Source organism: Pseudomonas sp. UBA5666 (assembly GCF_002420785.1).
Classification (GTDB): domain Bacteria; phylum Pseudomonadota; class Gammaproteobacteria; order Pseudomonadales; family Pseudomonadaceae; genus Aquipseudomonas; species Aquipseudomonas fulva.
This window is the reverse complement of sequence record NZ_DIIQ01000014.1, coordinates 61,201-73,337: the sequence shown is the minus strand read 5'-3', so window position 1 is coordinate 73,337 and position 12,137 is coordinate 61,201. Positions and strand designations below refer to the sequence as shown.

The window sequence follows — 12,137 nt, the reverse complement described above, 5'->3', positions numbered from 1 at the left end:
CTCGGGCCACGTGGCCTCAGAACGCGCCGTGTACCCGCACCACCACCCCCAGGAACTCGCAGCCGGTTTCGCACAGCACCGTGGGGTAACGGGTGTTCAACGGCTTGAGCATCTTGTCACCGCCTTCTTCGACCAACTGGCGTAGCACAGGCGCTTTGCCAGGCTGGCGGGCAATCACCAACCGGCCGGGCTCGGCTGGCAAGCCGGTGTCGACCAGCACGCGCATGCCTTCCGGCACGCTCTTGCCGCTGGCGGCGTTCATCGAGTCGTTTTCCACGGCAAGCCAGAATGCATTGCCCGCAGGCATGTAGTCGGTCTGCTCATGTACCTCACTGGTTTCAGGCAAGGGACCCTGCAAGTCCGCCCACTTGAGCACTGGAAAGCGGAAGCTCGCATAAAGCAGGGCCTGTGCGGAAACAGGCGGCTCAGCGCCGTAATTGCCGGGAGATTCACGCACGAGGTCGCGCTCGACCACCATGACCTGCGCCTCCAGAAAGACCAGCCCGAGCTTTTCCAGTTTTTCGTTGATGGTCTCCAACGTAGGGCGGCGCGTGCCGCGAAGCCAGTGCCCTACCCCACCCTGCGTCATGCCCAGGCGCTCGGCCAGTTTCAACTGGCTGAGGTTGTGTTCGCGCTTGTAGCGCTTGAGAAATGCATTCCAGTTTTCCATGAGCGGCAACAATACGGACTGTATTGGAAGCAGCAATACACAATCTGAATTATTTATTCGGCGCTAGAAAATACAAATTGACCTATGCTCTGAGTTCATTGTGTTTGACGAGAACCTGGAAGGTATCGCAATGAAACATCCGAAAAACGACGAAACAGATCTCGACAGCGAAGCCGCCCGCCGCGCGCTTGATTATTACCTGAACCCCAACCCGCCGCGTCCCACGCCCGAAAACAGGATCTGGACGCTTCACGAGGGCGTCACACGCGATCAAGCCCAGGAGCACGCCATCGCCCTACTGCGCTGTGCGGCGGCAACCGCCCAGGAAACCGCCACCCACCAGCATGGTAGCCAGCGAGAACTGATGTTTGCGTTGATGCACATGATGGACATGGCTCGCGCGCTGCTGGAACACCAGCGCACGGCAGACCCCGCCGCTTGAGGCAGGTAGTGGAGAATGCGAGGGGTCAAAGTTGGCGCATGGCGTGTGAAGCCAAGGCCCTGGTTTGGGGGACAAGGAAGCGCAGCGGTAGGTATTCTACCGTCATGTATAAAAAATCATTTGACTGGCAAATGATAACGATTATTATTGCACTCAGCTGATCGCGAGATCCGCTGGATAACCCGGAGCTTAGGTCGCTCTCGGATTATCTCCTCATCAGGCTAATCACGGTTTTTGACCCAGCTTTTTGCTGGGTCTTTTTTTTGGCTCTTCAGGCTAATGAAGATCGTGATGGCGGCGATGGTAGCAAAAGTGTTTCCAAGGGTGAACGGCCATTACAAAAGTTTGCCGGTTCAGCACTTGAGAATCAATCTCGTTCAGCTTAGGCTCAGCGTCACGGATGCTCTCCCAGATGCTCGCTTCAGCAAGGAACTGCTCATGACCCGCATGCTCTTGCGCCTCCCCACGCCCTTACCCAAGCACGCTGCCGATAGCGATGCTGCCCTGCTGCTCGCACTCAAGCGCCTGCCACGCGCTGCGCGCCAGGTGTTTCTGCTAAGCCGTCTCGATCAGTTGGCCCAGGCCAGGGTCGCCACACGTCTTGGCTTGCCGCTACGCAGTGTCGAGCGTCTCATGGTGCAGGCGTTGCTCGCCGTCCAGCCCCGCCCCGATGCCCCGACGCGCCAGGCAGCACAGTGGTATGTGCGTTTGCAGAGCCCGGACGTCACCGCATGCGAGCGTATCGACTTTCGTCGCTGGCTGGACGCCTCGCCCAACCACCTGCAGGCGTTCCACGCCACCGAGCTGTGCTGGCGCAGCTTGTACGAGCCTGCACTGGCCCTGGGCCGCGATGGCTGGTATCGCAAGGGTCGCGCTGCCCTGGCGCTGGGTGGTTGCTCCTTTGCTGCCGCGCTGGGCATGGCCGTATTGATCATGCTGGGGCTGTGGGCGTGAAACGGTTGCCAGCGCACGCATCTTGATGCTCGCGACCTCACCACAGCGCGATATCGTACGTCAGGTACAGCCGATTGCTGTCACGGCCACGCGCAACGTCCGAGCGGTACACGTAGTTGCGCAGCTTAACGCCAAGCCCTTTGGCGGGGCCTGATTGCACGACATACGCAAGCTCTGCATCGCGCTCCCACTCGCTCAGACCCGCCGCGCCAGAACGGCCGTTATCGCCGCTCAGGTAGCGGGTCATGAAGGTCAACCCCGGCACCCCGGCCGCTGCGAAATTGTAGACATAGCTCGCCATCCAGGTCTTTTCATCTTCTTCGATGAACTTGCCAATGCCCACGTTACTGAATGAATACACCGTCGCCCCGCTGATGTACGGCAGCCCCGCTTCGCCATTGAGCGCTTGATAACCTGCACCGAACGTGTGGCCGGAATGCGTGTAGGCGATTTGCCCGCTGAGCATGTCATTGTCGATCGGGCCACCGTAGGCCGCACCGGTGCTTTTGCTTTTGAAATAGCGCAGGTCCGTGGTCAGGACACCGCCAGCCAGCGCATGGTCGTGAATCACCCCGGCGAAGTCCTGACGATAGAAATGCTCGAGCTGACCGTGATAGTAGCTCAGGCGCAGCTGTTTGCTGACGGTGTAGTCGGCGCCGGCGAAACTGAAGTCTCCGGCTTCGCCGCCACTGTAGCCGTCCAGGTACAGGCCGGTGCTGTTCGAAGAATCGCGCTGTTTGAAACGGGTCAGGTGCCCTGCCGTGAGGTTCAGGTTATCGATTGCGGCACTGGTGACCTGCGTACCCTGGTAGGTTTGCGGCATCAAGCGAGCATCGTTGTGCACCAGCACTGGGGTCTTGGGCAACAAGGTGCCATGCCTGACGACGTTCTGGCCAACACGCGCCTTGAAGGTACCGCCCGCACTGGCGAACGCGTCGGCGGCCCGGCCGTCGTCATGCACAGGCAACAGGCCCGTGCCACTGCGGCCACGCCCCGAATCTAGGCGCACGCCCAACAAGCCCAGTGCATCGAGCCCCACGCCGAGGGTACCGGGGGTGTAACCCGACTGATAATCGAGCAAGAAGCCCTGCGCCCACTCGGTACGCTCGCTCTTGGCGGTGGCTGCGGCGCGGGGGCTCATGCCCTGTTCGTCGCGAAAGTTTTCGTTGAAATAGACATTGCGCATTTGCAACTTGAGCTTGCTGTCATCGATGAAGCCAGTAGCGCCGGCCACAGGCAGGCAGCCGCAGAGCAGGCCACACGTGGCCCCTCGCACGAGGGTCAAGGACATGATCGGTACTCTATTGTTGTTTTTGGGGTGTCAGCGATGGCGGGCGCCTGGCGCCCGCACCATTCAGACGAAGAACGACAACGCACCGGTCAACACCGCCAAGGCGGTGATGACCAGCGAAGTGAGCACTGCCCACTTCACCGTGGCCTTCTGGAAGTCGCCGATGTCCTTGTCCACCATGCCCACCAGCAGCAGGGTCGAGGCGACCAACGGGCTCATCAAGTGCACCGGCTGACCAAGCACCGAGGCGCGGGCGATTTCAACGGGGTCGATGCCATAGGCGGCGGCAGCATTGGCCAGGATCGGCACCACCCCGAAATAGTACGCATCGTTGGACAGCACGAAGGTAAGCGGCATGCTGGTCAGCGCCACCACCAGCGGGAACCAGTGGCTCCAGGCTTCCGGGATCCAGTCCACGAGGGTTTGCGCCAGGGCATCGACCATCTTGGTGCCCGAGAAGATGCCGGCGAAGATACCAGCGGCGAACACCAGCAGCACCACGGTCATGGCGTTGCCCGAATGGGCCAGGATGCGTTCTTTCTGCAGTTCCAGTTGCGGGTAGTTGATCATCAAGGCGGCAACGAAACCGATCATGAACAGGATCGCCGCGTGCATCAGGCCCAGCACCAGTGCGGTCATGACCACAATGACCAGCACCAGGTTCACGTAGGCCAGACGCGGACGCTTGTGGGGCGTGTCACCCAGGATTTCCTTGATGTAGCAATTGCCGCCGCCGGACTCCAGGGCCACGTTGCCGATGCGGCGTCGCTCGGCACGCCCCAGCAAGTAGGCGGTGAACACCACCCAGGCAGCCCCACCGATCACTGTGGGCAGCATGGGAATGAAATAGTCGGTGGCATCGAGCCCAAGGGCTGCGATGGCACGGGTGGCAGGTCCGCCCCAGGGGCTCATGCCACTCATGATACTCAAGGACAGCATCGACACCGTTGCCAGGATCATCGGGTTCATGCCGATGCGCTTGTACAAGGGCAACATGGCGGCGCAGGTGATCATGTAGGTGGTGGTACCGTCACCGTCCAGTGCCACCAGCAGCGACAGCAATGCAGTGCCAATGGCGATCTTGATGGGGTCGCCGTTGACGCGCTTGAGGATCTTACGGATCAGAGGGTCGAACAGGCCGGCATCGATCATCAAGCCGAAAAACAGGATGGCGAACAGCAGCAAGGCGGCCGACGGGGCCACCATTTTCAGCCCGTCGAGCATCATCTTGCCAAGGTCAGGCGCAAAGCCCCCCACCAGCGCGAAGACGATCGGTACGACCGTCAAGGCGACGATCGGGGACAGGCGTTTGCTCATGATCAGGTAGGTGAACGTCACCACCATGATCAAGCCCAGGAGTGCGAGCATGGCTTTTCTCTCTTGTTTTTATCCGGGTTGGGCCGCCGATGGCGCAGACGAGCCCCCTACCCGCGCGCGTTCCTGCACGCGGGTTGCTGCGTTTTGAGTTCAGGGTGTAGCGGACGTCTTAGCCGTGGTGGCCTGGCTTGGCGACCCAGGCGGCGTCGGGGCCTACCGTGGCCGGTGCCTGCTCGACCACAGGCTCGCCATTGAGGCGACTGAGCAGAACCTGCTTGTCACACGCATTCTCGGAAATCGACACCACCACGGTGGCCACGGCATTGCTGGCAAGGCTCGTGAGGGCGCGGGCTTCGGACATGAAGCGGTCGATACCGATCAGCAGGGCCAGGCCTGCCAGCGGAATGTCATGGACAACGGTCAGGGTCGAAGCCAAGGCCACGAAGCCGCTGCCGGTCACGCCCGCTGCGCCTTTTGACGACAGCAGCATGATCGCCAGCATGGTCACCACCTGGCCCAGGCTCAGGTCGATGTTGCAGGCCTGGGCAATGAACACGGCGGCCAAAGACAAGTAGATCGCCGTGCCGTCGAGGTTGAACGAGTAGCCGGTGGGCAGTACCAGGCCAACGACCCCCTTCTTGCAGCCAAGCTTTTCCAGCTTCTCCAGCATGCGCGGCAACACCGGTTCCGTGGAAGAAGTGCCCAGTACCACCAGGAACTCTTCGCGGAAATAGCGCAGCAGCTTCCACAGGCTGAAACCATGGGCGCGGCAGATGCCGCCCAGCACGACCAGCACGAAGAACGCACAGGCGATGTAGAGCGTGCCGATCAGCTTGGCGAGCGACCCCAGCGAGGTCACGCCGTACTGCCCGACCGTGAACGCCAGGGCCCCGAACGCACCGACCGGTGCGAAACGCATGAGGTAGCCGAAGATGCGGAACACCATGGTCGAGACCGCTTCCAGCACATCCAGCACCGGCTTGCCCTTCTCGCCCATGGACGACAGCGCGAACCCGCTGAGCACGGCGATGAACAGCACCGGCAGCACTTCACCCTTGTTGAACGCCCCCATGAAGGTGTCCGGGATGATGTGCATGAAGAAGTCCACCACGCCCAGCTTGGCGGCCGAGGCGGTGAACTGGGTCAACCCTTCGGTGCTCAGGGTGGCCGGGTCGATGTTCATGCCGACCCCTGGCTTGAACAGGTACACCGCGGCCAGGCCGATGATCAGGCTGACGATGGTCAGCCCCAGGAACAGCAGCAGTGTCTTGCTCATCAGGCGCCCGAGCGAGCGCTTGTCGGTCATGCCGGCTATACCGGTGACGATGGTGCAGAACACCACGGGCGCGATCATCATCTTGACCAGCTTGATGAAGGCATCGCCCAGAGGTTTGAGCGCAACGGCCTGTTGCGCCCAGAAGTGACCGACCACTACACCCAGCAGGACGGCGCAGAGGATCTGGAAGTACAGCGATTTGGCAAGTTTCATGAGGCATCACCCATTGTTCATATTGTGCGGATGCGCTTGTTGCAAGGTGCCGCGGTCAATCCATGCAGGTGGCTAGCCAGCCAACCTGCGCAAGGTAGGCGCGTAGACGAATCCTGAAAACAGCCGCCGGGCAGTACGTACCACCGAGGCTTGCAAGGTCTTGCCATCGGCGCCGCTGCGTGACAACGCGACGTCGATGCCACCGCTTGGATGCTCAAGGCGAACCTGGCTCAATTCCAGGGCGTGTTCACCCAGCAGATCCACAATGACGCTGCCAGGGCTGACACAGGCAGTGGCCAGCCCTACAGCACCCGTGATCGCCAGGGCACGGTGGCAATTGTGCGGCATGAAGTAGCGCACCTGGAGCGTGCCGTCGTAGCGCGGCTTGGACACCAGCACTGGCTTGGGTATCACCATGCCGCTGACATCGCCCAGGCCCATGGCCTTGCCGGCTTTGAGCCGCAGCGCTTCAAGGCGCTTGAGCAGAGGGCCGTTGGCGTCGAGCTCGTCGGGCGTTTCGGCGCCGGTCATGCCCAGGTCACTGGCCTGGATGACCATCATGGGCATGGCCATGTCGATACAGGTCATCGGCACGCCATCGATCACATCCTTGGCTTGCCCGGTAGGAAAGAGCTTGCCGGTCTTGCTGCCAACCGCATCGAGGAAGGTCAGGTGCACCGGCGCGGCGGTGCCCGGCACGCCATCGATGGCGGTACGCCCTTCATAGCGCACGATGCCACCTGGGGTTTCCACCAGCGAGTTGACGAAGGTGCCAGTGTTCAGGTTACGGATGCGCACCAAGGTCTTGCCTTCCTGGCCCTTGACCAGCCCCTGCTCGATGGCGAAGGGGCCGACCGCGCACAGCATGTTGCCGCAGTTGGGCGCAGTGTCCACGCGGCGCTGGGCGACCATCACCTGCACGAACAGGTAATCGACGTCGGCGTCGGCATGCAGCGACGGGCTGATGATCGCGACCTTGCTGGTCTGCGGGCTGCCGCCACCGATACCGTCGATTTCCAGCTCATGACCGGACCCCATCAGGTCGATGAGCAATTCATCGCGCTCGACCACATTGGCAGGCAAGTCCCACGCATGGAAAAACGGCCCCTTGGAGGTGCCGCCGCGCATGAGTACGCAAGGAATTCGTTGCATGATTTCGCACTCTTGTTGATCAATGGACATCATTGATGCCGTGAGCAAAAGAGTGACAGGGATGGATAAATCATTCCAATGCAAATATCGTAGTGATTATTCCGTTTCACAAAACAATAATAGGCATTTTTGGTGAGGAGGTGACTGGTGGAATATGAGCTTCAAGACATACGATCTTTCGTCAAAATCGCCGAACTTGGGAGCTTTCACGAGGCTGCCGAGGTATTACACCTGTCCCAACCGGCTCTGAGTCGACGGATCAAGAAGCTAGAAGAAGGTCTGGGCACGTCGCTGCTGGAGCGCACTACGCGCCGCGTAAGCCTGACCAGCGTGGGCCGTGATTTTCTGCCCAAGGCCAGGCGCTTGCTGGACGACTTCGAGGATTCGATTCTCAGTATCCGGGAGTTGGCCGAGCGTCAGACCGGGCAGGTGACGCTGGCCTGTATCCCGACTGCAGCGTTCTATTTCCTGCCGTCGGTGATCCGCGACTACAACGACCAATACCCCAAGATCCGCATTCGTCTGTTGGACCTGAGCGCCAATGATGGCCTGGAGGCCGTGCTGCGGGGTGAAGCCGATTTTGGCATCAACATGATGAGCGGCCAGCACCCGGACATCGAGTTCGTGTCGTTGGTGCAGGAGCACTTCGTGCTGGCCTGCCGGCGCGACCACCCTCTAGCGAACCGCGATGCGGTGACCTGGACCGAGCTTGCCGACTACCGTTTGATCGGCGTGGGTCGATTGAGCGGCAACCGCATGCTGCTCGACCACGCCTTGGCCGGGCTGAACCTGCGGCCGAAATGGTTCTACGAAGTGCAGCACCTGTCCACGTCGTTGGGCATGGTCGAGGCCGGCCTTGGCGTCTCGGCCATGCCTAGCCTGGCCATGCCCAGTGCAGACCACCCGACGCTGGTAAGCGTGCCGTTGATCGAGCCGGAGGTGACCCGCACCTTGGGTCTGGTCTACCGCCGCGGCGCCTCGCTGTCGCCGGCGGCAGAGAAGTTCGTGTCGATCCTGCTGGAGAAATGGCCGAACCGGTGAGCATGAAACATTCTTAACGCCGCTTAATTTAGCGCCGGGCCAGGCTGCCAATAAGCTGCTCGTTTTATCTGGAGTATCCCATGCTGAAAACGCTGTCCTGCACGGCACTACTGGTTGCCACCTTTGCCTGCTCTGCCGCAGAACCCACCCATGACCAGGCCACCACGCTGACCGTGCTCAGCTCCGGCGGCATCATGGGTGCCATCCGCGGCGTTGCACCTGCCTATGAACACACCTACGGGGTAAAGCTGAACGTGCTTGCCGCGCCATCGATGGGCCAGACCCCGCAAGCCATCCCGAACCGGCTGAAACGTGGCGAGCCGGCCGATGTGGTGCTGATGGTGGGCTCGGCGTTGGACAAGCTGGTTGCCGACGGCAAGGCCGACCAGGCAAGCCGCATCGACCTGGGCAAGTCGTTCATCGCCATGGCCGTGCGCAAAGGCGAGCCCAAGCCGGCTATCGGCACGATGGGCGAGTTGCGTCAGGTGCTGCTGGATAGCCCTTCGGTCGCCTACTCCGACAGCGCCAGCGGGGTCTACCTGTCAAAGACCCTGTTCCCGAGCATGAACCTGGGCGAAGGCTTCGCCCACAAAGCCCATATGATCCCTGCCGAACCCGTCGGCAAGGTGGTCGCACGCGGTGAGGCAGCCATCGGGTTCCAGCAGCTGAGCGAGCTCAAGCCGGTGCCCGGCATCGACATCGTGGGGCTGATCCCGGCCGAGGGGCAAAAGATGACGATGTATTCGGGTGCGGTGGTTGCCAATAGCCAGCACCGGGCGGCGGCCCAGGCACTGCTTGATTACATGGCCTCTGCCCAGGCGGACGCCGCTATCGAGAAAAGCGGCCTGACCCCACTGCCGCACTCGGCTCACTAAGCTTCGACGCTCGGCCAGGGCATGTGGGTAGAAGGCGTGCCCTGACGGCGTGCCGCAGCGTCTGAGACCCATCCTTCCTCCTTCCCAAGGCCGTCGCGATGCAAGACATGCTGCAAGAGATTCTCGACCAGGTGCGCCCACTGCTAAGCCAGGGTCAGGTCGCGCAATACATCCCCGCCCTGGCCCAGGTCGACCCTAACCAGCTTGGCATCGCAGTGCAGGGCCTTGATGGCCAGTTGCACTGCGCAGGCGATGCCTACACGCCCTTCTCTATTCAGAGCATTTCCAAGGTGTTCAGCCTGGTCCAGGCGATCAACCATAGCGGCGAAGACATCTGGTCGCGCTTGGGCTACGAGCCCTCGGGCCAGGCCTTCAACTCGCTGGTGCAGCTGGAGGTGGAAAAGGGTCGTCCGCGCAACCCGTTCATCAATGCCGGCGCACTGGTCATCTGCGACATCAACCAGTCACGCTTCGCCACCCCTGCCCTGTCGATGCGCGACTTCGTTCGCCGCCTGGCTGGCAACCCGCGCATCGTCAGCGACACGGTGGTGGCCGAGTCCGAATACCAGCACCGCGCGCGCAATGCCGCGATGGCCTGGCTGATGACTGCGTTTGGCAACTTTCATAACGACGTGGACGCGGTGCTGAGCAGCTACTTCCATCACTGCGCGCTGTCGATGAACTGCGTCGATGTGGCCCGGGGCTTTGCGTTTCTGGCCAACAGCGGCTATTGCCCGCACAGCGGTGAACACGTGCTCAGCGCACGTCAGGCCCAGCAGGTGAACGCGATCATGGCCACCAGCGGCCTGTACGACGAAGCCGGCAATTTCGCCTATCGCGTGGGCCTGCCGGGCAAGAGTGGCGTGGGCGGTGGCATCGTGGCAGTGGTCCCCGGGCGGTACAGCATCTGCGTCTGGTCGCCAGCGCTCAACGCTTCTGGCAATTCACTGGCAGGTATCCGTGCGTTGGAATTGCTGAGTGAGCGCATCACGGGGTCGGTTTTTTCGGCGGTGCCTTGAGGGTCGTATTTCTGTGGCGGCCGTAATCTACTGCAGCAACTGCCGAACAACGTCCTTCGCCTGCCTGGACAGTGGCACGGAGTAAGGCGCAGTTTGTTGGTTACGACGGCCTTCCTTGCGCATTTCAAGCTGCAACTGTTTGACCACTTCGGGCGGAATCGTCCATAGGCCCCCGCCGCAGGTCGAACTGATCCGGGGTGGCCAGACGCAGCTCGCTGGTGCGCACGCCCGTCAGTGACAGCAGGCGCAAGCCTAGACGGATCTGCAATGCACCACCGTACCCCCGACAGCCTCAAACAGTCCAGGAAGCTCTGACACCCGCAGCAAGGGGTTGTGGACCACAGCCGGCTTAAGCGCGACCAGCACATCGAGATCCGGCGCAGGGTTCTGCTCCAGCCCTGGTGCTTTGACCGAAGCGAAGCGAAACAGCTGCTTGAACCACATCCGGACCTTCTCGGCCACGGTGTAAGCTCGGCGCCGCTCGATCTTGGCCAGCACTTCCAGCAGGTCATGCCGCTTGACCGCAAAGATGGAAAATTTGCCCACTACCGGCAACACGTAGTTATCAAAGATGCGCTGGATCTGCTACAGCGTGCTCTGCAGGCCCTTCTTGAGCACACCACTGCGGTGCTTGAATCACAAGCCGTACATCGCCTGGAAGGTGTTTTGCTCTGCGAGATTGTGGGTGTGGCGCTGGTGGGGCCGGTGCATACAGGGATTGGGATCTGGGGCGATCAGCCGCCGCGCTTCGTCGCGCAGTGAGCGTTCCTGCGCAGGCCGACTTCGGGGTAGGTACCGAGGGGCATGCGTTTTTGCTTGCCAGCCCATGAATAGCGAAAGTGCCAAGATTTACCGCCAGCCCGCTCACGCCAAGTGACAGGCCGTCGCTATTTCCGAGGGTGTAGTCCTTGCCGGTGGAATTGGCTTGGCGAAAGGTTGCATCTCAAAGTGCGATGTACGAGCTCCTGAACATGAAATTCAGGGCTAGATGCTCGTGACGCTCGACGCTCCTCTCCAGCACAAACCGCCACAGTGAGAGTCCGAATTTCATGGACTAATTTGTGGACTAAAAAAGTCCGGATGCCCATGGATCGGCGCGGCTTTGACTGAAACGAAAAAAGACGCCTAAGCGTCTTTTTTCAATGACTTACAGACTTCCATGGAACTCTGTAGATCGATATTTGGAGCGGGAAACGAGACTCGAACTCGCGACCCCGACCTTGGCAAGGTCGTGCTCTACCAACTGAGCTATTCCCGCGTCGTGATGGGTGCCATTTTAGCGATATCCAAAACCGCGTCAACCCCTTGATTCAAAAAAACTTTTATTTCTGCTCCGAGCCTTCGCGCAGGTGCGGCCAGGCGGCCACCAGGTAGTGCACCATCGACCAGAGGGTCAAACCCGCTGCCACTAACAATAACCCGTAACCCAGAATGACCCAGAAAGTCACCGCTGGCGGATTGCCCAGCAGGATCACCAACGCCAGCATCTGTGCAGCCGTCTTCCACTTGCCCAGGTTGGACACGGCCACATGGGCCCGCGCGCCCAGCTCGGCCATCCACTCGCGCAGCGCCGACACCACGATCTCGCGACCGATGATGACTGCAGCGGGCAATGTGAGCCAGAAGTTGGCGTGGGTTTGCACCAGCAGTACCAGCGCAACGGCGACCATCAGCTTGTCGGCCACCGGGTCCAGGAACGCACCGAACGGGGTGCTCTGCTGCAACCGACGCGCCAGGTAACCATCCAGCCAGTCGGTGGCGGCGGCGACGGCGAATACGCTGCTGGCGGCCATGTAGCTCCAGTGGAACGGCATGTAGAACAGCAGGATGAAAATCGGGATGAGCAGAACGCGTAGAACGGTGAGCAGGTTTGGAATATTCATCGGT

12 protein-coding genes, 1 tRNA gene and 1 pseudogene are annotated in these 12,137 nt (G+C 61.0%); 5 read left to right on the top strand and 9 right to left on the bottom strand.

Annotated elements, in window-relative coordinates; genetic code table 11:
* Window positions 1-16: 16 nt before the first annotated feature.
* Window positions 17-670 carry a LexA family protein gene (locus B2Y33_RS08275; protein ID WP_027916228.1) on the bottom strand — a complete coding sequence of 218 codons (654 nt, stop codon included), beginning with the start codon at window positions 668-670 and terminating at the stop codon, window positions 17-19.
* Between the two features lie 130 nt (window positions 671-800).
* Here B2Y33_RS08275 and B2Y33_RS08270 point away from each other — a divergent pair, with 130 nt between their 5' ends.
* Window positions 801-1,112 (top strand): DUF6124 family protein, encoded by a 312-nt coding sequence (locus tag B2Y33_RS08270; RefSeq protein WP_028686560.1) that lies wholly within the window; start codon window positions 801-803, stop codon window positions 1,110-1,112.
* A 438-nt stretch (window positions 1,113-1,550) separates the two neighbouring features.
* Window positions 1,551-2,066 carry a DUF4880 domain-containing protein gene (locus B2Y33_RS08265; protein ID WP_028686561.1) on the top strand — a complete coding sequence of 172 codons (516 nt, stop codon included), beginning with the start codon at window positions 1,551-1,553 and terminating at the stop codon, window positions 2,064-2,066.
* Between the two features lie 37 nt (window positions 2,067-2,103).
* Here the strand turns inward: B2Y33_RS08265 and B2Y33_RS08260 are convergent, their stop codons facing one another.
* From B2Y33_RS08260 to B2Y33_RS08245, 4 genes are all read right to left on the bottom strand, one after another.
* The gene (locus B2Y33_RS08260; protein WP_104926340.1) at window positions 2,104-3,357 is read right to left on the bottom strand and encodes an OprD family porin; all 1,254 of its coding nucleotides are present in this window, start codon (window positions 3,355-3,357) and stop codon (window positions 2,104-2,106) included.
* Between the two features lie 63 nt (window positions 3,358-3,420).
* The gene (locus tag B2Y33_RS08255) at window positions 3,421-4,725 is read right to left on the bottom strand and encodes a CitMHS family transporter (RefSeq protein WP_027916232.1); all 1,305 of its coding nucleotides are present in this window, start codon (window positions 4,723-4,725) and stop codon (window positions 3,421-3,423) included.
* Window positions 4,726-4,843: 118 nt separating this feature from the next.
* Window positions 4,844-6,163 carry a C4-dicarboxylate transporter DctA gene (gene dctA / locus B2Y33_RS08250; protein ID WP_027916233.1) on the bottom strand — a complete coding sequence of 440 codons (1,320 nt, stop codon included), beginning with the start codon at window positions 6,161-6,163 and terminating at the stop codon, window positions 4,844-4,846.
* 72 nt (window positions 6,164-6,235) lie between these two features.
* Window positions 6,236-7,315, bottom strand: a complete 1,080-nt coding sequence (locus B2Y33_RS08245; RefSeq protein WP_027916234.1) for a 4-oxalomesaconate tautomerase — start codon at window positions 7,313-7,315, stop codon at window positions 6,236-6,238.
* A gap of 147 nt (window positions 7,316-7,462) precedes the next feature.
* Between B2Y33_RS08245 and B2Y33_RS08240 the strand changes: the two genes are divergently transcribed.
* From B2Y33_RS08240 to glsB, 3 genes are all read left to right on the top strand, one after another.
* The gene (locus B2Y33_RS08240) at window positions 7,463-8,356 is read left to right on the top strand and encodes a LysR family transcriptional regulator (protein ID WP_027916235.1); all 894 of its coding nucleotides are present in this window, start codon (window positions 7,463-7,465) and stop codon (window positions 8,354-8,356) included.
* 80 nt (window positions 8,357-8,436) lie between these two features.
* Window positions 8,437-9,231 carry a substrate-binding domain-containing protein gene (locus B2Y33_RS08235; protein WP_027916236.1) on the top strand — a complete coding sequence of 265 codons (795 nt, stop codon included), beginning with the start codon at window positions 8,437-8,439 and terminating at the stop codon, window positions 9,229-9,231.
* Between the two features lie 98 nt (window positions 9,232-9,329).
* Window positions 9,330-10,250, top strand: coding sequence for a glutaminase B (gene glsB / locus B2Y33_RS08230; RefSeq protein ID WP_023534785.1), 921 nt, complete (start codon window positions 9,330-9,332; stop codon window positions 10,248-10,250).
* A gap of 252 nt (window positions 10,251-10,502) precedes the next feature.
* On the opposite strand, the gene B2Y33_RS23220 is transcribed toward glsB, so the two are convergent.
* The 4 genes and pseudogenes from B2Y33_RS23220 to pgsA form a co-directional block, all read right to left on the bottom strand.
* A complete protein-coding gene (locus tag B2Y33_RS23220) occupies window positions 10,503-10,796 on the bottom strand; it encodes a phage integrase central domain-containing protein (RefSeq protein ID WP_414176410.1) in 294 nt (97 codons plus the stop codon).
* Between the two features lie 188 nt (window positions 10,797-10,984).
* Window positions 10,985-11,071: pseudogene (locus tag B2Y33_RS23215) on the bottom strand (hypothetical protein); the annotation flags it as partial.
* A gap of 361 nt (window positions 11,072-11,432) precedes the next feature.
* Window positions 11,433-11,508 (bottom strand) — tRNA-Gly (locus tag B2Y33_RS08220).
* A 64-nt stretch (window positions 11,509-11,572) separates the two neighbouring features.
* The gene (pgsA, locus tag B2Y33_RS08215) at window positions 11,573-12,133 is read right to left on the bottom strand and encodes a CDP-diacylglycerol--glycerol-3-phosphate 3-phosphatidyltransferase (RefSeq protein ID WP_023534788.1); all 561 of its coding nucleotides are present in this window, start codon (window positions 12,131-12,133) and stop codon (window positions 11,573-11,575) included.
* Window positions 12,134-12,137 lie beyond the last annotated feature (4 nt).